This window comes from Kaistia hirudinis (assembly GCF_014196455.1).
In the GTDB taxonomy this organism is placed as follows: domain Bacteria; phylum Pseudomonadota; class Alphaproteobacteria; order Rhizobiales; family Kaistiaceae; genus Kaistia; species Kaistia hirudinis.
On record NZ_JACIDS010000001.1, the window covers coordinates 228,843 to 253,227 of the forward strand.

Below are 24,385 nucleotides of genomic sequence, written 5' to 3' on the forward strand. Positions count from 1 at the left end.
CCGGCATTGCAACTGCCCAGGAGACCATCATGACCGATCTCGGCCTTCGCCCGCTGCTGCCGCTGCGCTTCCAGCTCGCCGAATGCCCGGTCTATGACGACCGCGCCGGGCGGCTGCTGTTCTGCGACATCCTCGCCGGCGCGATCCATGCGGTCGAGATCGCGAGCGGCGCGCATGCCTCCTGGAGCTTCCCCTCGCTCGTCGCCTCCTATGGGCTTTGCGAGTCGGGCCGCTTCGTCGTCGCGCTCAAGGACAGCGTCGTCCTGTTCGATCCGGTGAGCGGGGAGAGCACCCATCTCGCCGATGTCGAGGCCGACAAGCCGACGACGCGGCTCAATGACGGCAAGGTGGGGCCGGATGGCGCCTTCTGGGTCGGCTCGATCAACGAGGCGCCGGACAAGGCGGCGATCGGCGGGCTCTACCGGATCGACGCCGCCGGACGCGTCGAGCAGAAGGTCGACGGCATCAAGGCCTCGAACGGCCTCGCCTGGACCGCCGACGGGCGGACCATGTTCCACACCGACACGCGCGGCGTCTGGATCGATCGCTGGGATTTCGATCCCGCGAGCGGCGCGATCTCCAATCGCACCCGCATCGCGACGCCTGACGACGCGGTCGGCCGTCCGGATGGCGGCGCGACCGATGTTGACGGCTTCTACTGGAGCGCCGGTATTTCGGCGGCTAAGCTGAACCGCTGGTCGCGCGACGGCGCGCTGGTCGAGAGCTTCGACGTCCCCGCCGCCGCGCCGACCATGCCGGCCTTCGGCGGCCCGGACGGCACGACGCTTTTCGTGACCAGCCTCCGCGAAGGGCGCAGCGCCGAGCAGCTCGAGAAATACCCGCTGACGGGCAGCGTCTTCACCGGCCAGGCGAGCGTCGCCGGCGTCCCGGCGTTTCGGTTCCGGGACCGGTAGAGCGGTTGATGTCTCGTCGGCCCCGGGCGCCGATGATTAGGCCGCCCAAGCAAAGCGCCGTCATCCCGGCGGAAGCCGGGATCCATTCAGCCGTGCTGCTGCTCACTATCTGAACTCCCGATGCTCCGGCCGCATGGATCCCGGCTTCCGCCGGGATGACGTCTGAGTCTGGGGTGTCGGTACGGCATCATGCGCGCATGCGATTGCGCCCGCGGCGTGCGATCCCAAGACCGCCGCCTTAGCGCTCCACTGCCTTAAATTCAGTCGGGACAATAAAAAAGGGCAAGGCGTTGAGCCTTGCCCTTCTCAGTTCGCGTCCTAACCCCTCAAGCCGAGCTTTTCGCCCGATTGGCTTGTCGAACTCATTATATGAGCCCGGCGGCAGCAGCCTTACGGCGCGCCAGAGGGGGCTTCCTCCCAAGACTCAGACCGCGATGCCTTTGGCGGAACCGTGCTTGTTTGCCGGTTCCTTCTTATGGGGTCGGACGTTATCCAAAGGCGGAAGACTTGTCATCAATTTGTGCAGGCCCAGCACATTTTTTTTGCGTCAGTGTGACTGACCTTAGTGCGCGGTACTGTTCTCTAGACTGCCGGCGGAATGGTCGACGTTGACTTGGGGCTGCTTTTCGCCCGTGCCGAGGGGCGGTCCGCCCTTGTGTTTTCGATCGTCTATGGCTTGATGGCGGCCCGAATCGACTCGACGCCGGGCCTCGGGCCCGGATCTCTTGCGGAGTTTCCTTCCGATGCGTCTTTCCCGCTATTTTCTGCCCATCCTGCGCGAGACCCCGAAAGAGGCGGAGATCGTTTCGCACCGGCTGATGCTCCGCGCCGGGCTGATCCGCCAGCAGAGCGCCGGCATCTATTCCTGGCTGCCGCTCGGCAAGAAGGTGCTCGGCAAGATCGAGCAGATCGTGCGCGAGGAGCAGAACCGGGCAGGGGCGATCGAGATCCTGATGCCGACGCTGCAATCGGCGGAGCTGTGGCGCGAAAGCGGGCGCTATGACGATTACGGCAAGGAGATGCTGCGCATCGAGGACCGGCAGGAGCGCGAGATGCTCTACGGCCCGACGAACGAAGAGATGGTCACCGACATCTTCCGTTCCTATGTGCGCTCCTACAAGGAGCTGCCGCTCAACCTCTACCATATCCAGTGGAAGTTCCGCGACGAGCTGCGCCCCCGCTTCGGCGTGATGCGTGGCCGCGAATTCCTGATGAAGGACGCCTATTCCTTCGACCTCGACGAGGCGGCGGCGCGGCGCGCCTATAACCGCATGTTCGTCGCCTACCTCAGGACTTTCGACCGGCTCGGCGTCAAGGCGATCCCGATGCGCGCCGATTCGGGCCCCATCGGCGGCGACGCGACGCATGAGTTCATCGTGCTGGCCTCGACCGGCGAGAGTGCCGTGTTCCTGGACAAGGCCGCGCTCGAGACCCCGGTGCCCGGCGCCGATACGGATTTCGACGGCGACCTGACGCCGATCGTCGCCGCCTGGACGGCGAAATATGCCGCGACGGAAGAAATGCACGACGCCGCCGCGTTCGGCGCGCTGCCGGAGGATCGCCGCCTCGAGGCGCGCGGCATCGAGGTCGGGCAGGTCTTCTATTTCGGCACGAAGTATTCGGCGCCGATGGGCGCCAAGGTGACCGGCCCGGACGGGCAGGAGCATGCCGTGCATATGGGCTCCTACGGCATCGGCGTGTCGCGCCTCGTCGCCGCGATCATCGAGGCGAGCCACGACGAAGCCGGCATCGTCTGGCCGGAAGGCGTCGCGCCGTTCGATGTCGGCCTCGTCAATCTGAAGGTCGGCGACGCCGCCACCGACGCCGCCTGCGCGGGGCTCTATGAACGCCTCTCCAATGCCGGAATCGACGTCCTATATGACGATGTCGACCAGCGCGCGGGTGCGAAGTTCGCGACGATGGATCTGATCGGCCTGCCCTGGCAGCTGATCGTCGGCCCGAAGGGGCTGGCGAATGGCGAGGTGGAGCTGAAACGGCGCGCGACGGGCGAGCGGGAAACGCTTACACTCGACGCGGCGGTGAATCGCTTGATCGGCGCCTGACTGCCGGTCGGCGGCAGAGGCGCGAATAGCGCGCCGCGAAGAGGATGCGCATGGCGACGACAGGTACGGCTGAGCCGACCGGCACCAAACCCTTCTCGCCCTTCGAATGGATGATCGCCGGGCGCTATCTGCGTGCCCGGCGGCGCGAGACATTCATTTCGATCATCTCGCTGTTCTCCTTCCTCGGCATCCTGCTCGGCGTCGCGACGCTGATCGTCGTTATGTCGGTGATGAACGGCTTCCGCACTGAGCTGATCGGCAAGATCCTCGGCGTCAACGGCCACATCATCCTGCAGCCGATCGACACGCCGCTGACCGATTTCGCCGATGTCGCGAGCCGCATCGCCATGGTGAAGGGCGTCAAGGCAGCGATCCCCTTCGTCGAAGGCCAGGTGCTCGCCTCGGGCTCGAACGCCTCGACCGGCGCGCTGGTGCGCGGCGTCCGGGCGGAGGATTTCCCGAGCCTGCCGGGCGTTTCCAACAATATCCGCCAGGGTACGCTCGAGGGCTTCGACAATTCGGGCGGCGTCGCGATCGGCTCGCGCCTCGCGACGCAGCTCGGCCTGACGATCGGTGACAAGATCACCCTGGTCTCGCCGCGCGGCGCGGTTACGCCGATGGGCGTCACGCCACGGGTGAAGGCCTATCCGGTCGTCGCGATCTTCGAGATCGGCATGTCGGAATATGATTCCTCCTTCGTGTTCATGCCGTTCAGCGAGGCGCAGCTCTATTTCAACCTCGACGATCGCGCTTCGGCGATCGAGCTCTATCTCGACAATCCCGAGGCAACGGGCACGCTCCGGCCGCAGATCGAGGAGGCGGCGGGCCGGCAGGTGCTGCTGACCGACTGGCGCCAGCGCAACATGACCTTCTTCTCCGCGCTCGAGGTCGAGCGCAACATGATGTTCATGATCCTGACGCTGATCGTCCTGGTCGCGGCGCTCAACATCATCTCCGGCCTCACCATGCTGGTGAAGGACAAGAGCCACGACATCGCGATCCTCCGCACCATGGGCGCGACGCGCGGCGCGATCCTGCGCATCTTCTTCATCACCGGCGCGGCGATCGGCACGGTCGGCACGTTCTGCGGCGTGATCCTCGGCATGATCATCTGCTGGAACGTCGAATCGATCCGCCAGTTCGTCTCCTGGCTGACGCGGACCGAACTCTTCTCGCCGGAGCTCTATTTCCTCTCGAAGCTGCCGGCCGAGGTCAATCCCGGGGAGCTCGTCTCCATCGTGCTGATGGCGCTGATCCTCTCCTATCTCGCGACGATCTATCCGGCCTGGCGCGCTGCCCGGCTCGATCCGGTGGAGGCGCTGCGCTACGAATGAGCGAGCTGGTCGTCGAGCAATATGAAGCCTATGCGGCGCTGGCGCGGCCCTCGGTCCTGCGCCTTGCTTCCATCGAGCGCCGCTTCAAGGAAGGGGCGGGCGAGCTCTCGATCCTGAAGGGTGCGGACCTCGCGGTCTATTCGGGCGAGATCGTCGCGCTCGTCGCGCCGTCCGGCGCCGGCAAGTCGACGCTGCTGCATGTTGCGGGCCTCCTCGAGAAGCCCGATGCCGGCGAGGTGCTGATCGATGAGAAGCCGGTCGGCGATGCCGGCGACGCCGAGCGGACGGCGATCCGCCGCACGCAGATCGGCTTCGTCTACCAGTTCCATCATCTTCTGCCCGAATTCTCGGCGCTCGAGAACGTGATGATGCCGCAGCTGATCCGCGGCCTCTCGAAGGCCGAGGCCTCGAAGCGCGCCGAGGAGCTGCTCTCCTATATGCGCCTCGCCGAGCGCAAGCATCACCGCCCGTCCGAGCTTTCCGGCGGCGAGCAGCAGCGCGTCGCGATCGCCCGCGCCGTCGCCAACGCGCCGCGTATCCTCCTCGCCGACGAGCCGACCGGCAATCTCGACCCGACGACGGCGCATTACGTCTTCGACGCGCTCTCGGCCCTCGTCCGCGCCTCGGGCCTCGCCGCGCTGATCGTCACCCACAACATGGACCTCGCCGCCCGCATGGACCGCCGCATCACGCTGGAAGCGGGCAGGGTGGTGGAACTCTGAGCGTGTCGCTCAGGCAACGCGCGTCGGCAATGAGGCGATCTTCAACAGCTCGTTCTGCCGCCCAGATTGACACCCCCAGACTGCCCTCATAGCTATCCCTGGTTGCATTCCGGGGGTAGGAAATGGTTGGGGCGCAGGCGCCCAGCTCGGGGCGTCCGCTTTGGGTCGTCGTCGCGCTGGGTGTGTTTTTTTTGGCGATCTATGCACAGACGGTCGCCTATCTGTATGCAGAATTTCCGCACAATTATTCGTGGACCGAACTCATGCTCAACTATCAGGGCGGGTTCGTGAAGCGGTCCGGCTTAGGCGAATTGGCCTACCAGATGAGGGATACTCTGAATCCTCGAGATCTGATCGTCTCGATCCTGTTCGGCGCCTATGCGGCGAGCGTTCTGCTGATCGTCTTCGGCCTGGGCGTGGGAAGGGACTTCGCCTCGTGGCTGTTTCTGTTCTCTCCGGCAGGCCTTCTCTTTCCGGTCTATGAGCAGGGTGCTTTCGGTCGCAAGGATGTCTTCATCCTATGCGCCAGCGCCATTGCCCTCGTGGCGATATGGCAGTCGCACTCGTTCTGGCGCTCATTGGCGATCAGTCTGATCGTATTTCTCGTTGCCGGAATATTGATCGAGGCGGCATGGTTCTATTTTCCGCTCGTCGTGGCCGCCTTGTTGACGCGGCACTCTGACGAGCGTGCAGCGGTCCGGATATCCGGTTTGGCCGTGGCGGCTTGCGTCGCCGTCCTCGCGATGGCCGTCATGTACAAGTTCGGAACCGCCGATACGGAGCGCATCGCGTCATCCTGGCGGGCCGTCAATCCCGACGCCTATGCGACGCAGGGCGCACTCTGCTGCCTCGGCGTCAATTTCGATCAGGCGTTCGGCATCATGTGGGCGTCGCATGGGCTGCAGTCCATGCCGCGAAACTCCTACATCGTCGGGATGATCTTGGCGCTCGTCCCGATCGCCGTGCTCCTGGCCAAAACACGGTTCCGCCGAATCGATTGGCTCACCGCCGCTGCCTGGGTCGCGGGGGTATTGGCTGCGCTTGTCCCCTTTGTCGTTGCCGCGGATTGGGGGAGATACATCTATCTCTTCTCAACCGCGCTCTTCCTGGCGGCGTGGGTCGGGCTCGGCCCAAGGGCGGCGTCCAAGCCCGGAATGGTCTCGACGATCGTGATGATCGCGCTGGTCATCGTGTTTGCGACGTCATGGCGGATGCTGCTTTGGCAGGAGCGTGGGAACAGTGCGCTGAAGCCGGGCCCATTGGTCTCGGCGATCGGAATGAAACTGGATTGATTGGCCCTTCCGGGCGGCATGGCCGCTCGGGAGGCTTGCGAGTTTGGATGGCGGATGGTTTCCGTCCCGCCGGGCGAGGTCTGGCTGGCCGAAACGATCCGCGATTCGTGCAGATCTGGTCTCGTGGTTCGCCCGATATCGGAACGCCGTTCCTGATGGGCTGGCGCATCACGCCGGGACCGGGCAAGGTGCTCGAGCTCTGAGCGGGCACCCTTGAGAGGAAACGCGATGGCGCTTTCGACCGAAGAGAAACTGCTGATCGAGACGCGCGTCGCCAATGAGGCTCCGAACGCGGCTGCTGCCTATCTGCTGTGGTTCTTCCTCGGCTGGGTCTCGGCGCATCGCTTCTATCTCGGCCGGCCCGGCACGGCGATCCTGCAGATCCTGTCCTATTTCATCATCATCGGCTTCGTCTGGTGGCTGATCGACGTCTTCCTTATCCCCGGCATGATCCGCGCCCGCCAGCAGCAGCTGCGCGAGCAATATGCCCGGACGGGGCTTTGACGGGCGCAGGCCCGCGCAGCGTCGCCGCTTTGCCCGAAGGCGCAATTCCTATCTAGCCGGCGACGCGATATCGGAACGCCATTCCTGTCTCGCCGCGTCCGCCCTTGCTACCGTGCAAAAAACAACCCCCGGAAGTGCATGCGCCTTCCGGTTCCCCGCACGGAGCTGCCATGCGACGCCTTTCTCTTCTGACGGCCGCGGCGTTTGTCGCGCTCGGTCTCGCCTCCGCCTCGGCCGCCGAGCCCGACAAGATCCTCAACGCCTCCTATGACGTTTCGCGCGAGCTCTTCGTCGCCGTGAACAAGGCCTTCGTCGAGGCGCATCAGAAGGCGGGCGGCCAGGCGATCAAGATCGATCAGTCGCATGCCGGCTCCTCCAAGCAGGCGCGCGCGATCCTCGAGGGCCTCAAGGCCGATGTCGTGACCTTCAACCAGTTCACCGATGTGCAGACGCTGGCCGACAAGGGCTTCGTCGCGGCGGATTGGCAGAAGAAGTTCCCGAACGACGCCTCGCCCTATTATTCGCTGCCGGTCTTCCTCGTCCGCGCCGGCAATCCGAAGGGCATCAAGGATTGGAACGACCTCGTCCGCGACGACGTCAAGATCGTGCTGCCCAACCCCAAGACCTCCGGCAATGCGCGCTATTCCTATCTCGCGGCCACGGCCTATGCGAAGGAGGCGTTCGGCAATGACGACGCGAAGGTCGAGGCCTTCGTGAAGAAGCTGCTCTCCAATGTGCCGGTGTTCGATACGGGCGGCCGCGCGGCGACGACGACCTTCGTCGAGCGCGAGGTCGGCGACGTGCTGCTCACCTTCGAGGCCGAGACATCCGGCATCCGCAAGGAATTCGGTGCCGACAAGTTCGATGTCGTCGTGCCCTCCGTCAGCCTGCTGGCCGATTTCCCCGTCGCCGTCGTCGAGAAGGTGACCGAGAAGCGCGGCTCGACCAAGATCGCGACCGACTATCTCAACTTCCTCTATACGCCCGAAGGGCAGACCATCCTCGCCGAGAACGGCAACCGCGTTCGCGATCCGGCCGTGGCGGAAAAGTTCGCCGACAAGTTCCCCAAGGTCCGCCTCGTCACGGTGGATGAGGTGTTCGGCGGCTGGGCGGCGGTCAACAAGCAGCAGTTCGGCGCCGACGGGGTGCTCGATCGCCTCCTCGCCGGCTCGTGAGCGCCGTTGCCGCGGCGCCGGGCGGCCGACACATAGGGCCGCACAGGGTGAAGGATGGAGGCCGGGTTCTGCCCGGCCTTCGGCTTTCGCTTGGCCTGACGCTCTTCTATGCCGGCCTCATCATCTGCCTGCCGCTCGCCATGCTGATCATCGTCGGCGCGCGGCTCGGCCCCGCCGAATATTGGGCGGTGGTCAGCTCGCCCCGCGCGGTGGCGAGCTATCGCGTCACGCTGCTCTCCGCCTTCGCCGCGACCGCCTTCAACGCCGTCTATGGCTTCCTGCTCGCCTGGGCGCTGGTGCGTTATGAATTCCCCGGCCGCCGCCTGCTCGATGCGATCGTCGACCTGCCCTTCGCGCTGCCCACGGCGGTCGCCGGCATCGCGCTCTCCGGCCTCTTCGCGAAAAATGGCTGGTTCGGCGCGCCGCTCGGCGCGATCGGCATCAAGGTCGCCTATACGCCGCTCGGCATCGCGATCGCCATGGCCTTCACCAGCCTGCCCTTCGTCGTGCGCACGCTCCAGCCTGTGCTGGAAGAGCTCGACGGCGCGATCGAGGAGGCGGCGGCGACGCTCGGCGCGCGGCCGCTGCAGATCTTCCGCCGCGTCGTGCTGCCGGTCGTCGTCCCGGCGCTGCTGGCCGGCGTCTCGCTCGCCTTCGCGCGCTCGCTCGGCGAATTCGGCGCGGTGATCTTCATCGCCGGCAACCAGCCCTTCGTCTCGGAGATCACGGCGCTCGTCGCCTATATCCGCGTCGAGGAATATGACTATCCGGCCGCCGCCGCGATCGCGACCGTGATGCTCGCCACCGCCTTCGTGCTGCTCGTCGCGATCAATGCCCTGCAGGCCTATGCCCGCCGCCACGAGGCCTTGCGATGAAGGGCGGCGCCGGCGGACGGCGTCTCGTGCTCGCCATCGTGCTGGTGCTGACGCTCTTCGTCGTCATCGCGCCGGTCTCGGTCGTACTCGTTGAGGGGCTCAGCCGCGGCGTCGGCGCCTTTTTCGGCGCGCTCGGCGAGGAGGATACGCTCGCCGCGATCCGCCTTTCGATCGTGACCGCGCTGGTCGTCGTGCCCATCAACACGCTGTTCGGCATCGCCGCCGCCTGGTCGATTGCCAAGTTCACCTTTCCGGGCCGCAAGCTGCTGCTCTCGGTGATCGAGCTGCCCTTCTCGGTCTCGCCGATCGTCGCCGGCATCGCCTATCTCTTCGTCTATGGCGGGCAGGGGCTGCTGGGCCCCTTCCTGGAAGAGCACGACATCAAGATCATGTTCGCGCTGCCGGGCATCATCCTCGCCTCGACCTTCGTCACCGCGCCTTTCGTCGCGCGCGAGCTGATCCCGCTGATGCAGCTCCAGGGCAATGACGACGAGGAGGCGGCGGCGACGCTCGGCGCGCGCGGCTTCCAGATCTTCCGCCGCGTGACACTGCCCAATATCCGCTGGGGCCTCGTCTACGGCATCATCCTCTGCAATGCGCGCGTGCTCGGCGAATTCGGCGCGGTCTCGATCGTCTCCGGCACGATCCGCGGCGAAACCAACACGCTGCCGCTGCAGATCGAGCTGCTCTACCACGACTACAACACCGCCGGAGCCTTCGCCGCCGCCTCGGTCCTCACCCTCGTCGCGCTGCTGACGCTCGCGGCGAAGGTGGCGCTGGAGGCGAAGGTTGGGCGCGGGCAGGCGGGGCGGTGAGGGGCCGGGGCTGTTGTCTCCCGTCAGTCCGGCGAACGACTTCCGGTCCCTCCTTCAGAGTATGCGCCTTCTGACGCGCATATCGATGCCCACTTTGCGCGACTGGTGAGTGCCAATGGGAAGATGGGTCGACAACGACATTCGCCTGCTGCTGCAAGAGCCTCCCATGGTGCCTATATTGCCTGTTTGTATAGGGCTCGCGAGTTCCCGCCTAACCGTGGACGGAAGTGCGGCTGATCGGCTGGGAGCATGGCAAACACCGTGATGCTATTTGAAGGCGGCACCTACAGCCTATGGGGCAGGGTATGCATCATACAGGGTGCGACAACGGCGCGGTGCGCGACGGCAACGGCCGCATGGAAATGCAACGGTATTGTGCGTACAAACGGAGAACGCCACTTGTCGGTAACTGTTGGAGGGATATTCTCCGGTCCAATTAAACAGGGGAGAATCGAAATGGCCGAACGAAAGTCCGCATTGAAGAGAGCGCCCGATCGTCCCGAATTGACAGAGCTGATGGCGCAGGCAAAGGGACTAGTCGTAACGGACGAGCAACTTCGCGCCCAGAGGGCCAGCTTCGTCTATGGCAACGCCCCGAAGGGGTCTCGGATTACCAAGGATTCGGCGGCAAAGGCTGTCGATAGAATTAGACTAGAACCTACCGCATAGATTGCATAAGATGGGCCTCCTCGGAGGCCCATCTTATGTTCGTCTTGGAGCGAGAAGACCCCGATCTGTTTGATCGGGTATCCGAACAGAATTTGCTTCGTCAGTATGATCTCATGACGAACTGCATAGAGCTGGGCCTTAAGCAAGGTCCGAGATCGTTTGATAAATACATGCTGTGGTCATTGAACCACGCTGCGGTGGCCAATATATGCCAGCATGGCGGTCGCTTCAGAAAAGAGCCAATCTATGTAGGCGATCATATACCACCTCATTTTAGAGAGGTGGATGATTGGATGGACCGATTTATAGCTACTGCTCAAGAAAACTGGACTATTTGGACGGCGACCGAGTTGGCCGCTTATGGTCTATGGCGGCTGAATTGGATCCATCCCTTCGTGGAGGGCAATGGCCGAACGGCTCGCGCCGTCTGCTATTTTCTGTTCTGCGTAAGATACGGAGCAATTCTAGGCGGGTCTAAAACGCTGCCAGAACGAATCAAAGAAGATAGGTCCGGATACGAAAAGGCATTGCAGTCCGCGGATGAAGCCTGGGACAACAGACACTTGGATTTCACTGCGGTCGAGGCATATCTCGCTCCTCTTATTCAAGCGCAACTTGCTGATGCTATCGCGGAGTCGCGAGCCTTCCGTTTTGATCCTAGACTTTAGTGGTTCAATCTCGGCGTAGGAATCGGGGGCGCCATCGGTTCGATTCTGCATAAGGCCGCCACGACGACAGAAGCGGTTCGAACAGTATGGCTTAGTCAAGAGAGTCCGATGGTGCTGTCGCATTGCTAGGGGCAACCCGAAGACCGTGTCGAAGTGGACGAAGCGTGCCTCGGATAGTTGAAGCCTCGCAAGGGTCGAACAACCCGACCTCGACGGTGCTGACGATTGACGGCGAGGCGGTGATCGTTGTCTTCATATGGTAGCCGCTGCCCCCCGTTCGATGATAATCTTTGGGCCGTAACCCAACGATCCCAACTCTGGCGCGATCTTCGCCGCATCGGAGCCTGTAGAACCGCAGGACTAGCCGCATCCTTGATGTCGAAGGCGCAGCGCCTGGCGAAACCCGCCTCGAGAGCTGCACCATTCGCCATTTTCACATCGACGTCGCAGGGATGCAGAAGGCGTAAGGAAAGCTACATCGTGTCGGCGGCATCGGCTGCGCTTCGAGTTTTGTCTTCGCTCAATTCGTCGACAAGGCCGCCACTGAGACGTGCCGTTCCTTCCTCGACGCGCTGGTCGCCGCGGTTGCTAGGCAATTGACATTGTGTTGACTGACAGCGGCATTCAGTTTGCGGACCGGGCGAAGAACCGGGTGGTCACGACGGCTAGGAGGCTTCAACGCCGGCTGACTAATTCCAAGCATCCATGGACGAATGGATCGGTGGAGCGGACGTCCACGAGTCGACTGTGCAGCGCTTTCACTAAAAGTGCCGCGACTAGTTCCGCACCCATCTTCGATGGAGTCATCGGCGCCGACAATTTCGCTCGCCCGTCAATCCCCAGATTTTCCCGCCCTGCGAACTCATGTGCAGGCAATAACCGACCGAGCCTGAATGGCTCAGGCTCGCCCCACTCGCCAGGCCGGGACTGAACTTCTAGATCCCAACATTCCGACCCACTCCCCGAAATCCGGTAGTGTCTCAGTTTGAAATTTGCCCTCTGATCTGATACTCAGGTGCAGGTTCGGGGGGATGCAATGGATAGTATATCTGTTGCGGGAGAGTCGGTTGCCGCTGCGACTGCGTTGGCGGGGTTGATTCTCGTGTACCTCGGCGGCCTGGCAAGCAGCTACGGCGCCTATCAGCCTCAAGAGAAGAAGTCCGTACGTTCCGGCTTTCGAACGCGCGCGTGGGTAGCCTTCGCGGGCCTTGTTCTGTCGCTTGGAGCGGCCGCTCTAGGCGTCGTGGGCAAATGGCTTCCGAACGAGTGCGTGGCCGACATATCCACAATTCTACTCCTGGTTTCCTTCATGTGGGGCGCCGGAATTGCTCTGTTGACAACGTTGGAGATACGCTGATGGCTCTGACGTTAGAAGCTGAGCAGCGCATGACGGACGTTGGCGTCGTTGCCTTCTACGCGGGTGATGCAGAGAGTTGGCTGGCGACCGTGCGCGCAACGAAAAAGTTCGTGAAGCGGAACTTCCCTCCGCAGGCGTTCATTCGTAGAGATGACGTGGCGAAGGCGCTGATACCGATTCTGGAGGTTCACGAAGCCTTCAGGGATTTTCGCAATGCTGAGAAGCTGCGAGGAAAATTCTGGATTAAGGACTTCGCTGACCTACTTATTGATCGCACTTGGGACAATCTCGACGCGGAGAACGAAAATGGCGAAAACGGAACAGAATCTTAAGGCGTCCGAAGAGTTTATCCGCAATGTGCTCGCCAAGAATTTTCGGCAGACGCTGAGAGCAGAGGAATTGCGCGCCGCCGCAATTAAACTCTGCGATGCTCTGCCTGCAACTGACGCGTCGGACAATGCCAAGGTAGCCGCCTAGGCAGCCACCTTCTTGTACGGTCCGCGCTTGCCCGGCTTCGGCGCCCGCGCGTCGATCAGGTTGGCGATGTCTTCCATGCTCCAGAGCCGATCGGCAACGCCAGCCGCCATAGCCGGCGACAGCTTGTGCGCCTTGTGCTGGCGGGCGAAGTTGTACCAGACGAAGTAGAGCGACAGCGCGTGAATGTGGTTGTCGATCTTTTTCGAGAAGGCATTCGTCAGTCGCGTGAAGCGGCGCATGGACATGCGCATCGTGAGGTTGGCGCGCTCGACATGCGACGTGCTGACATGCGCCTTGTCCGGGTCGCCTGAGATCCGTTCCTTGCGGGCGCCGACGCATTCGGCAGGGCTGTACTTGCGCTCTGGCGTCGAGGTCGAGGGCTCGCCGTACAGCTTGACCAGCATCGCGTAATCGACGGCGCCCGGCTCAAAGGCGCCCGCAACGGCGTCCAGATAGGCCTTGTGGCCGTCCGTCGTCAGCTGGACGCGGCTGGCAAGGCGGCTCGCCAGATCGTCCATGAAGTAGCTCGCCGTCTCGGCATCGCGGTCGCCAACCATCCACGACAGGATGAGCTTGCTTTCGGGATCGATCGCCGTCCACGTCCAGACATTCCCGGCGCCGTCCGGAGCGGCCTTGGCGTCCGCGACGTTCTTCTCTTTGGCGTAGCAGAACGACCAGATTTCATCGCACTGGACGCGGCGGGCCTTCACGTCGCGAACGGTCTCGAAATGGAAGGCTGCACAAGCCTCGCCCGCGTCCACAAGCAGCTTGGACACCGTGTTGATGCTCACGTCCGCAACGCGGGAGATCGACCGCATGGACGATCCCTCGCAGAGCATCTGGAGGATTTGGACGCGCTTTTGGAGGGGCAACTTGTTCATGCCCCCAACATATGAACTTTTATGCTTAGCGTCAAGCAATGAGTTTGAGTTTGCGCAGATGCGGCCTCCTGCCGTTCGGGTTTCCGGTCGATTTCGTCCATCCGCGTACCGAACGGGCGCTCTTTTGTCTACGCCCATCGCTGTTAATTGACATCATTGCGGGCGGCAGCTACGGAAATCGCACGGAAACTCGTGCGAGGCCAAGAGAATGCCGCTCAGCAAAGAAGTCAGACGGTTGGAACGATCGTGGCAAAATGAAACTGCTTGGCCCAAGCGGCTTGATTGGGTGGAAATCGAAAACATCCGCGGCTGGAACGGGCAGCGCATTAGGTTCCCGTTTCCAATCGTAGCGATCGCAGGAGAAAACGGATCAGGAAAGTCAACGATCATACAGGCGTGTGCAGCCGCCTATCAAAAGCAACAGAGCAAAGGGTCCGTGAAGCAGAAGGGCACAAAGTACGCATCTGATTTTTTCCCTAACACATTCTGGGATCAAATCACGGACGCGTCTGTGCGGTTTGGATACACCGAAGGGAAGGTGTCGAAAGAAGGAAGCATCAGGAAGCATACCGAACGATGGAAAGGGAACGTCGAACGGCCTATCCGCCCCGTCCAATTTTTGGACCTCAGTCGCATCGTCCCTATTGGCGGTCGAGTTGGATACGCAAAGATTGCAAAGAGCGCGCACATAGAGGCCTCGGCGCAAATGTTCGACGAGTCGCGTTTAGGGCGTCTGTCAAACATTCTTGGTCATAGATACGACCAAGCTAAAATGGCGCTTGCTGACACCGATCCAGACAGACCAATTCCAGTGCTGCGGCGCGCTAGTGCAGGCTATTCTGGATACCATCAAGGGCAAGGCGAAACGACAATCGCCGAATTGATCCAGACTGATTTGCCGAAATACAGCTTAGTGCTTATCGATGAAATCGAGTCGTCGCTTCACCCTCGGGCGCAACGCCGGCTCATTCGCGATCTAGCCACGGTGTGCCGTGAGCGAGAATTGCAAATCATCCTAACGACGCACTCCCCATACATTCTGGAAGAGCTACCCAAGGAAGCGCGGCTTCAGATATTCGAACAAGATGGCACTCGACAGGCCATGATCGGGGTTAGCCCTGAATTTGCGCTCAGCCGCATGGACGACGTGCAACATCCAGAATGTGAGCTGTACGTCGAGGACGAGGCAGCCAAAACTCTTGTCACAGAAATGCTTTCTCAGCGTGACCCGGATCTTAGCGCACGAGTTACCGTCATTCCATATGGCGCCGCGTCGGTTGGCTATCAGCTGGGGCAGATGGTCGCCAAGAAGCGCTTCCCACGTCCGGTAGGCGTGTTCCTTGATGGGGACTGCGCAGTTGGCGAAGGCTGCTGTGTGCTGCCTGGAGATGACGCTCCAGAGCGCGTGATCTTCGAAGACTTAGCGCGGATTGGGTGGGGGGACCTTTGGATCCGACTTATTCGAGATACGTCGGTCGTCTCTGATGCATGCAATGCAAGCCTTCCGCTTTCAGACCATCATGACTGGATCCCAGAGGCAGCTAAGAGGCTGATGATTGGCGGTAATATCCTTTGGCACGCAATGTGCGCGGAATGGGTGAAGAGGTGTCTTAAAAAGGATGATTACCAGCGGATCAAGGGATACGTAGATGACAGGCTAAGCGACTACGCCTAGTTCACTTAGCCCACCGCTTCTCGGCTGCCTTCTTCGCGATTTCCGCGCGCCGCTCAGGCGTCATGTTTGCGGCGCGGGCGGCGCCGCCCTTCTTGCCAAGGGCCTTGGCGGCAGGGTCCTTCCCGTCATCGGCTGGAGCGGTATCCTCTTCCTCGCCCGTAGCGATCCTCGCCACCATGATCGCCGCGCCGATAACGTCGGCCGGCCTCTTCTCGCCTTTCGGTCCCTTGGGCATAGAACGGTACCTCTCCCTCTCCTAGACAGCGTGGGCACGATCGCAGGGCAGCGCCAGCGCACGCAACACACGACAGCCCATGTAGGATGCGCAGAGGCGAGACGCGAACGCCAAGACCGTTGCAGGCCTCGCATTCCAGATATCCAGCCCCTTCGCATCGCGGGCAATCGCGCATGCCAGTCTAGCCCCATGCTTGACGGTAAGCATAGGGGCTATCGGGCTAGGGCGGATCGGGGCTGAAATTCAAACTGAGACACTACCCGAAATCCCCGGCGCTTGACGCATAGAACAAAACGTGAACATATGGGGATATCGCTGTGATTTGAGGGGATAACGTCCATGTCGGTCCTGCTTCGCGATGCTGCTGCGCTCATCGTTCTCGGCTCCTTCGTCGCCACCGTCACGCTCTGGTCGGACCTGATCGCCCGGCTCGTCTGAGAGGCGCGCTTTCTCCACAAGCGACGCTGCACCGCGCGGCGGGCGTGGCCTGGGGCGTAGACTTGAGGCCCCTCCGGGCCGAAGAATGCCGCCAGGCGGCGTGTTCGAGTCGGCCGCCTTCAGCGGGAGACGCGGGCGATGATGGGAGCGGCGGAACGGGCCGGGATTGCCGAGAAGGTCGGCTTCGTGCATCTGCGCGTTCATTCGGCCTATTCGCTGCTCGAAGGCGCGCTGCCGCTCAAGAAGCTCATCAAGCTGGCCGTTGCCGATGCGCAGCCGGCGCTGGCGCTGACCGATACGGGCAATCTGTTCGGCGCGCTCGAATTCTCCGAGAAGATGGTCGAGATCGGCATCCAGCCGATCATCGGCTGCCAGCTGGCCGTCGGCTTTGATGACGGCTTCGATCCCTCGCGGCGCAGCGGTCCGGCGCCGCGGCCCTTGTCGGATCTCGTGCTGCTCGCCGCGAGCGAGGCCGGATACTGGAACCTCGTGCGCCTCGTCTCGCAGGCCTTCATGGAGAGCGAGTCGACCGAGCGGCCGAACATCCCGTTCTCGGCCTTCGAGAAAGGGCATGAGGGCCTGATCGTGCTCACCGGCGGCGGCAATGGCCCGGTCGACCAGGCGGTGCGGGCCGGGCAGGGCGCGGTTGCCGGCGCGCGGCTCGAAAGGCTGGCGCGTCTCTTCGGCGACCGCCTCTATGTCGAGCTGCAGCGCCACGGCACGATCGAGGAGCAGCAGGCCGAAAGCGAGATGGTATCGCTCGCCTATCGCATGGGCCTGCCGCTGGTGGCGACCAATGAGGCGTTCTTCCCGGCGCGCAGCGATTACGAGGCGCATGACGCGCTGATCGCGATCGCCGAGGGCGCGGTGATTGCGGAGGAGAAGCGCCGCCGCCTGACGGCCGAGCATTATTTCAAGACGCGCGCCGAGATGGTGTCGCTGTTCAAGGACCTGCCCGAGGCGACGGCGAGCACGGTCGAGATCGCGCTGCGCTGCCACTATCGGCCGGTGAAGATCAAGCCGATCCTGCCGCGCTTCGCCGGCGCCGACGCCGATCCCGCCGAGGCGGAGAAGGCGGAGACGGAGGCGCTGAAGGATACGGCGCGCAAGGGTCTGGCGCTGCGGCTGGAGCGCCACGGCCTGGCGCCCGGCCTCAGCCAGCAGGACTATGCCGACCGGCTCGAATTCGAGCTCTCGATCATCGAGAAGATGAAGTTCCCCGGCTATTTCCTCATCGTCGCGGACTTCATCCAGTGGGCGAAATCGCAGGGGATTCCGGTCGGGCCGGGCCGCGGCTCGGGCGCGGGCTCGCTCGTCGCCTGGTCGCTCACCATCACCGATCTCGATCCGATGCGCTTCGCATTGCTCTTCGAGCGCTTCCTCAATCCCGAGCGCGTCTCGATGCCGGATTTCGACATCGATTTCTGCCAGGACCGGCGCGACGAGGTCATCGACTACGTCCAGCAGAAATATGGCCGCGAGCAGGTCGCGCAGATCATCACCTTCGGAACGCTGCAGGCGCGCGCGGTGCTGCGCGATGTCGGCCGCGTCCTGCAGATGCCCTATGGCCAGGTCGACCGGCTCTGCAAGATGGTGCCGCAGAACCCGGCCAATCCGGTCACGCTCGACAAGGCGATCGAGGACGAGCCGCGCCTGCGCGCCGCCCGCGACGAGGACCCGACCGTCGAGCGGCTGCTCGACATGGCGCAGAAGCTCGAGGGCCTCTATCGCCACGCCTCGACGCATGCCGCCGGCATCGTGATCGGCGACCGCCGGCTCGACGCGCTGGTGCCGCTCTATCGCGATCCGCGCTCCAACATGCCGGTCACCCAGTTCAACATGAAATGGGTCGAGAGCGCGGGGCTGGTGAAGTTCGACTTCCTGGGCCTCAAGACGCTGACCGTGCTGGAGACGGCGGTGAAGCTCGTCGCCAAGCGCGGCATCGCGATCGATCTCTCGGCGCTGCCGCTCGACGATCGGGCGAGCTACGAGATGCTCCAGCGCGGCGAGACGGTCGGCGTGTTCCAGCTGGAAAGCCAGGGCATGCGCAAGGCGCTGATCGGCATGCGCCCGGACCGCTTCGAGGACATCATCGCCCTCGTCGCGCTCTATCGTCCCGGCCCGATGGACAACATCCCCGTCTATAATGCGCGCAAGCATGGCGAGGAGAAGCCGGATTACCTCGATCCCAGCATCGAGGGCGTGCTGAAGGAGACGCACGGCGTCATCATCTACCAGGAACAGGTGATGCAGATCGCGCAGATCCTGTCCGGCTATTCGCTCGGCGAGGCGGATCTTCTGCGCCGCGCCATGGGCAAGAAGATCAAGGCCGAGATGGACGCGCAGCGCGTGCGCTTCGTCGAGGGCGCCGTGTCGCGCGGCCTGCCCAAGGACAGGGCCGACATGATCTTCGATCTTCTGGCGAAGTTCGCGGATTACGGCTTCAACAAGAGCCACGCGGCGGCCTATGCGCTGGTCGCCTATCAGACGGCCTATCTCAAGGCGAACTATCCGACCGAGTTCCTGGCGGCGTCGATGACGCTCGACATGGGCAATACCGACAAGATCAACGATTTCCGCCGCGAGGCGATGCGGCTCGGCATCAAGGTCGATCTGCCGTCGGTGAACCGCTCCGGCGCGGTGTTCGATGTGGAGGACGGGCGCATCCTCTATTCGCTGGCCGCCGTGAAGGGCGTCGGCGCGCAGGCGGTGGAGCATCTCGTCGAGGCGCGCGCGGGCAGGCCGTTCCGCGATCTCTCCGAATTCGCCGCGCGCATCAACCCGAAGATCCTCAACAAGCGCACGCTCGAAAGCCTGATCGCGGCCGGCGCGCTGGACGAGCTCGACAAGGACCGCGCGCGCATCACCGCCGGCATCGAGCGGATCATGGGCATCGGCAACCGTCTGGTCGAGGACCAGACGGCGGGCCAGGACGGGTTCAATTTCGGCGGCGCGGCGGGCGTCGAGAAGCTGGTCCTGCCGGCGGTCGATCCCTGGCTGCCGGCCGAGCGGCTGCAGCGCGAGCATGCGGTCGTCGGCTTCTATCTCTCGGCCCATCCGCTCGACGAGTACCAGCCGGTGCTCAAGAAGCTCCGCGTCCAGAGCTGGGCGGATTTCTCCGAGGCCGTGCATCGCGGCGCCGCCGCCGGCCGCCTCGCCGGCACGGTGACGTCGCGCCAGGAGCGCAAGACCAAGACCGGCAACCGCATGGGCATCGTGCAATTCTCCGATCCCACGGGCCAGTTCGAGGCGATCCTCTTTTCCGAGGCGCTGAACGAGTTCCGCGACCTGCTGGAGCCCGGGCAGTCGGTCATGGTCCAGGTCGCGGCCGAGGATAGGCCGGAAGGCATCAGCCTCCGCATCGCCTCGGTGAAGCCGCTCGACCAGGTCGATGCCGGCCTCAAGCAGCTCCGCGTCTTCCTGCGCGGCGAGGAACCGCTCCGCAGCATCGAACGCCAGCTTTCACGCGGCGGCGACGGCGACGTGTCGCTCGTCCTGCTGCTGGAGGAGGGCCGGCGCGAGGTCGAAGTGCAACTCCCCGGCCGCTACCAGCTCTCCCCGCAGATCGCGAGCGCGCTCCGGACGGTCGGCGGCATCGTGCAGGTGGAGCTGGTCTGAGGGCAGGGGCTGTCTGCCTACCGTGGCTGCTATCGCATCTGCGATGCAGAGGCTGCGGCCCTTCCTTCACCTCCCCCTAAGGGGGAGACCGACGGCCGCAGGCTGGCGGGAGAGGGTTTAGGGAAGGCTCAGAACAAGGCGCTGATCCGTCGCGGCAGAAGCTGATAGCCCGTAAACCCTCACCCGGCGCTTCGCGCCGACCTCTCCCTCAGGGAGAGGTGAAGAGGGGAGGACGCGCGCAGTCCGCTCTGACTGTTTCGCTGTATCCCGCTCTATGTGCCGATGTCAGTTTCAGCCGTGTCGATCCGCAGGCCGCTCTCACGCCGCACCGCCGTCATCCCGGCGAGTGCCGGGGTCCATACAGCCTGAGGCGATAGACGGCTTGCGCCCCGGCTGAATGGATGCCGGCTTCCGCCGGCATGACGGCATTTTGTCCTGAAACGCCGTCGCCGTTTCCAGCCAACCAGACCCCTCCCCGAAACCGCTTCGCGGTTTTGACCCTCCCTCAAGGGGAGGGTTCAAGGAAAGGGGCGTTCGCTGCGGCTCGGCTTTGCCTTGCCGTCATCGCAACGCCACCGCCGTCATTCCGGCGGAAGCCGGGATCCATACAGCGTGAGGCGATAGACGGCTTGCGCCCCGGCTGAATGGATGCCAGCTCCGCCCTGGATGCCGGCATTTTGTGCTGACGCGCCGTCGCCGTTTCCAGCCAACCAGACCCCTCCCCAAAACCGCTATGCGGTTTTGACCCTCAATCAAGGGGAGGGTTCAAGGCGAGGGGCGTTCGCTGCAGCTCGGCTTTGCTTTGCCGTCATCGCAACGCCACCGCCGTCATCCCGGCGGAAGCCGGGATCCATGCAGCCTGAGGCGACAGACGGCTTGCGCCCCGGCGGAATGGATGCCGGCTTCCGCCTGCATGACGGCATTTTGTCCTGAGACGTCGTCGCCGTTTCCAGCCGACCAGACCCCTCCCCAAAACCGCTTTGCGGTTTTGACCCTCAATCAAGGGGAGGGTTCAAGGCGAGGGGCGTTCGCTGCAGCTCGGCTTTGCTTTGCCGTCATCGCAACCCCTCCGGCGTCATCCCGGCGGAAGCCGGGATCCATGCAGCCTGAGGCGACAGACGGCTTGCGCCCCGGCGGAATGGATGCCGGCTTCCGCCTGCATGACGGCATTTTGTCCTGAGACGTCGTCGCCGTTTCCAGCCGACCAGACCCCTCCCCAAAACCGCTTTGCGGTTTTGACCCTCCCTCAAGGGGAGGGTTCAAGGAAAGGGGCGTTCGCCGCGGCGCGGCTTTGCTTTGCCGTCATCGCAACCCCTCCGGCGTCATCCCGGCGAAAGCCGGGATCCATGCAGCCTGAGGCGATAGACGACTTGCGCCCCGGCTGAATGGATGCCGGCTTTCGCCGGCATGACGGCGTCATTTGGGGTTGGCCGGAGTTCTACGCCCGGAACCTGCATACGCCCATTTAGTCTCGCCGGCCTCCGTTCGGGACCGGGAACTGGGCTGTGCAGGCCGGCCCGCCGAGCGGTCTCGGCCCCTGCGGCGGCGCCTCTCGGTCCGCTATCCGGTCGCCCCCGCATCCCCCGCTCAATAATGCGATGGCAACAGTTCGGCGAAGGCGTACAGGCCGAGGGGGATGTAGAGGAGCGTTGCGGCGATCTGGATGGGGCGGGGGCTGGCGAAGGCGATGAGCGGCAGCAGGCAGAGGGCGAAGTTCAGTGCCTCCGCCAGCGTCAGGACGTCCATGTTCCAGAACAGGGCGTTGGCGAGGATGGCGAGGGCGTTGAACGCCGCGATGGGGATGAGCGCCCAGCGCCCGTCCGCCTCGAAATGCCGGCGAAGGTTCGTGCCCTCCTCGATTTCGGCCGGCGGCAGGACGAGGGCGGCGGCGAGGAAGAGCGCCAGCACGAGCGCGACGATCAGCAGGAAGTTCGGGAAGGTCCAGCTCCGCATGGCGGTCGCCAGTTCCTCCATGCTCCACCAGAAGGCGAGCTGCTGGAGGAAAATGAAGAGGGCCCAGGCCATCGGAACCCAGTCGAGGATGGCGCGCCTGCGGGCGCGGAACACCGCGACGGCCGAGGCGAGGAGCCTTGCGACACCGAGGCCGAGGATCATCGAGAAGACGGTCGATATCCAGCGGAACGTATCCAAGCGGTCGGCTCCCCATGCGCGGCGGGGCAAGCATAGCGGATCGGGAAGGCGGGCGGCAGTCGCCCGCGCGCCCTCCGCGCGGGGCGTCGTTCGTAGCGCATTGGAGCCGCGCAGGCGGCCCGGCTCCCGCTTTTCGCATCGGAGCCATCCTGAAAACCGGATTCCCCTTTGCGGCCTGATGCTCTAGTAGGGGGCGCCGAACCCGGCGGACGGAAACTCCATGCGCGTCGACCTTTTCGATTTCGAGCTCCCCGAGGAGCGGATCGCGCTGCGCCCCGCGCGGCCGCGCGATGCCGCGCGCCTGCTCGTCGTGCGCCCCGGCGCTGCGCCCGAAGATCGCATCGTCCGCGATCTGCCGGATCTGCTCGGCCCCGGCGATGCGCTCGTCTTCAACGATACGCGCGTCATCCCGGCCCAGCTCTTCGGCGAGCGCGTGCGCGACGGCGTCGCCGCGCGCATCGGCGTCACGCTGCATCTGCGCGAGAGCGGCAGCCGCTGGCGCGCCTTCGTGCGGCCGGCGAAGAAGATCGCGGCCGGCGAGCGGATCCTGTTCGGCGAGAGCGCCGATCGCGCCTGCCTGCTGGCCGGGCTCGCTGCCACCGTGACCGAGAAGGGCGAGGCCGGCGAGGTCGTGCTCGACTTCGACCTTTCGGGTCCCGCGCTCGACGAGGCGATCGCCAGCGTCGGCCATATTCCGCTGCCGCCCTATATCGCCTCGAAGCGCGCGGAGGATGGCGAGGATCGGCGCGACTACCAGACCATCTATGCCCGCGAGGATGGCGCCGTCGCCGCGCCGACCGCCGGGCTGCATTTCACGCCGGAGCTGTTCGCGCGGCTCGACGCGCTCGACGTCTCCCGCCATTTCGTGACGCTGCATGTCGGGGCAGGGACCTTCCTGCCGGTGAAGGCCGACGATACAGCCGAGCACAAGATGCATGCCGAGCGCGGCGAGGTGACCGCCGAGACGGCCGAGGCGCTGAATGCGGTGCGCGCGCGGGGCGGGCGGGTCGTGGCGGTCGGGACGACGTCGCTGCGCCTCCTCGAAAGTGCGACGGGCGAGGACCGGGTCATCCGCCCGTTCCATGATGCGACGCGCATCTTCATCACGCCCGGCTATCGCTTCCGCGCCGTCGACGCGCTGATGACGAATTTCCATCTGCCGCGCTCGACCCTCTTCATGCTCGTCTCCGCCTTTTCGGGGCTCGAGACGATGCGCGCGGCCTATGCGCATGCGATCGCGACCGGCTATCGCTTCTATTCCTACGGCGATGCGTCGCTGCTGTTTCCCGAGAGTGCCGAATGACCGAGAAATTCACTTTCACGCTGCACGCCACCGACGGCATGGCGCGCCGCGGCACGGTCTCGATGCCGCGGGGCGATATCCGCACGCCGGCCTTCATGCCGGTCGGCACGGCGGGAACGGTCAAGGCGATGTATCCGGGCCAGGTGCGCGAGCTCGGCTCCGACATCATCCTCGGCAACACCTATCACCTGATGCTGCGCCCCGGCGCGGAGCGGGTGGCCAAGCTCGGCGGGCTGCATGTCTTCGCCAACTGGCCGCATCCGATCCTGACCGATTCCGGCGGCTTCCAGGTCATGTCGCTGGCGCAGCTCAGAAAGCTCGACGAGAACGGCGTTACCTTCCAGAGCCATATCGACGGCCGCCGCTACGAGCTGACGCCGGAGCGCTCGATCGAGATCCAGGGCCTGCTCGACAGCGACATCCAGATGCAGCTCGACGAATGCGTCGCGCTGCCCTCCTCGGAAGCGGAGATCGAGCGGGCGATGCGCCTGTCGCTGCGCTGGGCGGAGCGTTCCAAGGCGGCGTTCGGCGAGCAGCCGGGCAAGGCCGTCTTCGGCATCGTGCAGGGCGGCGATGTTCCGCGCCTCCGCATTGCCTCTGCCGAGGCCCTGCGCGACATGGACTTCAAGGGCTATTCGATTGGCGGCCTCGCGGTCGGCGAGCCACAGCATGTCATGCTGGAGATCCTGTCGATCACTACGCCAGTGCTTCCCGCCGAGAAGCCGCGCTATCTGATGGGCGTCGGCACGCCGGACGACATCCTCGAATCGGTCGCGCGCGGCGTCGACATGTTCGATTGCGTCATGCCGACCCGTGCCGGAAGGCATGGCCTCGCCTTCACTCGCTTCGGCAAGGTCAATCTGAAGAATGCCCGCCATGCCGAGGATCACCGTCCGCTCGACGAGGCATCCGACTGTCCGGCCAGCCGCGACTATTCGCGCGCCTATCTGCATCACCTGTTCAAGGCGAACGAGACGCTGGCGGCGATGCTGCTCACCTGGAACAACCTCGCCTATTACCAGCAGCTGATGGCCGGCATACGCGGCGCGATCGACGAGCGCCGGTTCGAGGATTTCCGCCTCGCCACCAAGGCCGGCTGGGCGCGCGGCGACATCGCGCCGCTCTGAGACGTGTCGATTTCGCCAATGGCGGCGCGCGGGCGAGATTGGCGGCGACCGGCGCGAGGCCCTATAAGGGGCGCGACCGGCGCAGTGAAGGA

19 protein-coding genes are annotated in these 24,385 nt (G+C 64.0%); 16 read left to right on the top strand and 3 right to left on the bottom strand.

What is annotated here, in order from left to right:
• Nucleotides 1–29: 29 nt before the first annotated feature.
• From GGR25_RS01115 to GGR25_RS01170, 12 genes are all read left to right on the top strand, one after another.
• On the top strand, nucleotides 30–914 hold the full coding sequence (locus GGR25_RS01115; protein ID WP_183396892.1) for an SMP-30/gluconolactonase/LRE family protein: 885 nt from the start codon (nucleotides 30–32) through the stop codon (nucleotides 912–914).
• A gap of 743 nt (nucleotides 915–1,657) precedes the next feature.
• A complete protein-coding gene (gene proS / locus GGR25_RS01120; RefSeq protein WP_183396893.1) occupies nucleotides 1,658–2,977 on the top strand; it encodes a proline--tRNA ligase in 1,320 nt (439 codons plus the stop codon).
• Nucleotides 2,978–3,027: 50 nt separating this feature from the next.
• Nucleotides 3,028–4,311, top strand: a complete 1,284-nt coding sequence (locus tag GGR25_RS01125) for a lipoprotein-releasing ABC transporter permease subunit (protein ID WP_246409134.1) — start codon at nucleotides 3,028–3,030, stop codon at nucleotides 4,309–4,311.
• Nucleotides 4,312–4,349: 38 nt separating this feature from the next.
• Nucleotides 4,350–5,033, top strand: a complete 684-nt coding sequence (locus GGR25_RS01130; protein WP_183397613.1) for an ABC transporter ATP-binding protein — start codon at nucleotides 4,350–4,352, stop codon at nucleotides 5,031–5,033.
• A 122-nt stretch (nucleotides 5,034–5,155) separates the two neighbouring features.
• Nucleotides 5,156–6,325 (top strand): hypothetical protein, encoded by a 1,170-nt coding sequence (locus GGR25_RS01135; protein WP_183396894.1) that lies wholly within the window; start codon nucleotides 5,156–5,158, stop codon nucleotides 6,323–6,325.
• A gap of 228 nt (nucleotides 6,326–6,553) precedes the next feature.
• A complete protein-coding gene (locus GGR25_RS01140) occupies nucleotides 6,554–6,829 on the top strand; it encodes a TM2 domain-containing protein (RefSeq protein ID WP_183396895.1) in 276 nt (91 codons plus the stop codon).
• A 170-nt stretch (nucleotides 6,830–6,999) separates the two neighbouring features.
• Nucleotides 7,000–8,004 carry a thiosulfate ABC transporter substrate-binding protein CysP gene (cysP, locus tag GGR25_RS01145; RefSeq protein ID WP_183396896.1) on the top strand — a complete coding sequence of 335 codons (1,005 nt, stop codon included), beginning with the start codon at nucleotides 7,000–7,002 and terminating at the stop codon, nucleotides 8,002–8,004.
• A gap of 47 nt (nucleotides 8,005–8,051) precedes the next feature.
• Nucleotides 8,052–8,879: a sulfate ABC transporter permease subunit CysT gene (gene cysT / locus GGR25_RS01150; RefSeq protein WP_183396897.1), complete on the top strand. Its 828-nt coding sequence runs from the start codon at nucleotides 8,052–8,054 to the stop codon at nucleotides 8,877–8,879.
• Complete coding sequence (gene cysW / locus GGR25_RS01155) at nucleotides 8,876–9,694, top strand: sulfate ABC transporter permease subunit CysW (protein WP_183396898.1); 819 nt, start codon at nucleotides 8,876–8,878, stop codon at nucleotides 9,692–9,694. Before cysT ends, cysW begins: the two co-directional genes overlap by 4 nt.
• A 704-nt stretch (nucleotides 9,695–10,398) precedes the next feature.
• A complete protein-coding gene (locus GGR25_RS01160; RefSeq protein WP_183396899.1) occupies nucleotides 10,399–11,031 on the top strand; it encodes a Fic family protein in 633 nt (210 codons plus the stop codon).
• Nucleotides 11,032–12,387: 1,356 nt separating this feature from the next.
• Complete coding sequence (locus GGR25_RS01165) at nucleotides 12,388–12,720, top strand: hypothetical protein (protein WP_183396900.1); 333 nt, start codon at nucleotides 12,388–12,390, stop codon at nucleotides 12,718–12,720.
• Entirely contained in the window at nucleotides 12,695–12,865 is a 171-nt protein-coding gene (locus tag GGR25_RS01170; RefSeq protein WP_183396901.1) for a hypothetical protein, read from the top strand. Before GGR25_RS01165 ends, GGR25_RS01170 begins: the two co-directional genes overlap by 26 nt.
• Here GGR25_RS01170 and GGR25_RS01175 read toward each other — a convergent pair.
• The gene (locus GGR25_RS01175; protein ID WP_210299802.1) at nucleotides 12,862–13,746 is read right to left on the bottom strand and encodes a DDE-type integrase/transposase/recombinase; all 885 of its coding nucleotides are present in this window, start codon (nucleotides 13,744–13,746) and stop codon (nucleotides 12,862–12,864) included. The genes GGR25_RS01170 and GGR25_RS01175 overlap by 4 nt on opposite strands.
• Nucleotides 13,747–13,954: 208 nt before the next feature.
• On the opposite strand from GGR25_RS01175, the gene GGR25_RS01180 reads away from it, so the two are divergent.
• Complete coding sequence (locus GGR25_RS01180; RefSeq protein WP_183396902.1) at nucleotides 13,955–15,421, top strand: ATP-dependent nuclease; 1,467 nt, start codon at nucleotides 13,955–13,957, stop codon at nucleotides 15,419–15,421.
• A 1-nt stretch (nucleotide 15,422) separates the two neighbouring features.
• Here GGR25_RS01180 and GGR25_RS01185 read toward each other — a convergent pair whose 3' ends face one another.
• On the bottom strand, nucleotides 15,423–15,656 hold the full coding sequence (locus GGR25_RS01185) for an RNA-binding protein (protein ID WP_183396903.1): 234 nt from the start codon (nucleotides 15,654–15,656) through the stop codon (nucleotides 15,423–15,425).
• A 576-nt stretch (nucleotides 15,657–16,232) separates the two neighbouring features.
• Here GGR25_RS01185 and dnaE point away from each other — a divergent pair.
• Entirely contained in the window at nucleotides 16,233–19,712 is a 3,480-nt protein-coding gene (gene dnaE / locus GGR25_RS01190) for a DNA polymerase III subunit alpha (RefSeq protein WP_211200352.1), read from the top strand.
• Nucleotides 19,713–21,299: 1,587 nt separating this feature from the next.
• Here the strand turns inward: dnaE and GGR25_RS01195 are convergent.
• Nucleotides 21,300–21,863, bottom strand: coding sequence for a hypothetical protein (locus GGR25_RS01195; RefSeq protein WP_183396904.1), 564 nt, complete (start codon nucleotides 21,861–21,863; stop codon nucleotides 21,300–21,302).
• A gap of 220 nt (nucleotides 21,864–22,083) precedes the next feature.
• Here GGR25_RS01195 and queA point away from each other — a divergent pair, with 220 nt between their 5' ends.
• A complete protein-coding gene (queA, locus tag GGR25_RS01200) occupies nucleotides 22,084–23,166 on the top strand; it encodes a tRNA preQ1(34) S-adenosylmethionine ribosyltransferase-isomerase QueA (protein WP_183396905.1) in 1,083 nt (360 codons plus the stop codon).
• Nucleotides 23,163–24,293: a tRNA guanosine(34) transglycosylase Tgt gene (tgt, locus tag GGR25_RS01205; protein WP_183396906.1), complete on the top strand. Its 1,131-nt coding sequence runs from the start codon at nucleotides 23,163–23,165 to the stop codon at nucleotides 24,291–24,293. The genes queA and tgt overlap by 4 nt, the downstream gene beginning before the upstream one ends.
• The last annotated feature ends 92 nt before the right edge of the window (nucleotides 24,294–24,385 follow it).

Bases quoted from the DNA above. Each gene is read 5' to 3' on its own strand.
- GGR25_RS01115 (WP_183396892.1), top strand. From the start codon at position 30: ATGACCGATCTCGGCCTTCGCCCGCTGCTGCCGCTGCGCTTCCAGCTC.
- proS (WP_183396893.1), top strand. From the start codon at position 1,658: ATGCGTCTTTCCCGCTATTTTCTGCCCATCCTGCGCGAGACCCCGAAA.
- GGR25_RS01125 (WP_246409134.1), top strand. From the start codon at position 3,028: ATGGCGACGACAGGTACGGCTGAGCCGACCGGCACCAAACCCTTCTCG.
- GGR25_RS01135 (WP_183396894.1), top strand. From the start codon at position 5,156: ATGGTTGGGGCGCAGGCGCCCAGCTCGGGGCGTCCGCTTTGGGTCGTC.
- GGR25_RS01140 (WP_183396895.1), top strand. From the start codon at position 6,554: ATGGCGCTTTCGACCGAAGAGAAACTGCTGATCGAGACGCGCGTCGCC.
- cysP (WP_183396896.1), top strand. From the start codon at position 7,000: ATGCGACGCCTTTCTCTTCTGACGGCCGCGGCGTTTGTCGCGCTCGGT.
- cysW (WP_183396898.1), top strand. From the start codon at position 8,876: ATGAAGGGCGGCGCCGGCGGACGGCGTCTCGTGCTCGCCATCGTGCTG.
- GGR25_RS01160 (WP_183396899.1), top strand. From the start codon at position 10,399: ATGTTCGTCTTGGAGCGAGAAGACCCCGATCTGTTTGATCGGGTATCC.
- GGR25_RS01165 (WP_183396900.1), top strand. From the start codon at position 12,388: ATGGCTCTGACGTTAGAAGCTGAGCAGCGCATGACGGACGTTGGCGTC.
- GGR25_RS01170 (WP_183396901.1), top strand. From the start codon at position 12,695: ATGGCGAAAACGGAACAGAATCTTAAGGCGTCCGAAGAGTTTATCCGC.
- GGR25_RS01175 (WP_210299802.1), bottom strand. From the start codon at position 13,746: ATGAACAAGTTGCCCCTCCAAAAGCGCGTCCAAATCCTCCAGATGCTC.
- GGR25_RS01180 (WP_183396902.1), top strand. From the start codon at position 13,955: ATGCCGCTCAGCAAAGAAGTCAGACGGTTGGAACGATCGTGGCAAAAT.
- GGR25_RS01185 (WP_183396903.1), bottom strand. From the start codon at position 15,656: ATGCCCAAGGGACCGAAAGGCGAGAAGAGGCCGGCCGACGTTATCGGC.
- dnaE (WP_211200352.1), top strand. From the start codon at position 16,233: ATGATGGGAGCGGCGGAACGGGCCGGGATTGCCGAGAAGGTCGGCTTC.
- queA (WP_183396905.1), top strand. From the start codon at position 22,084: ATGCGCGTCGACCTTTTCGATTTCGAGCTCCCCGAGGAGCGGATCGCG.
- tgt (WP_183396906.1), top strand. From the start codon at position 23,163: ATGACCGAGAAATTCACTTTCACGCTGCACGCCACCGACGGCATGGCG.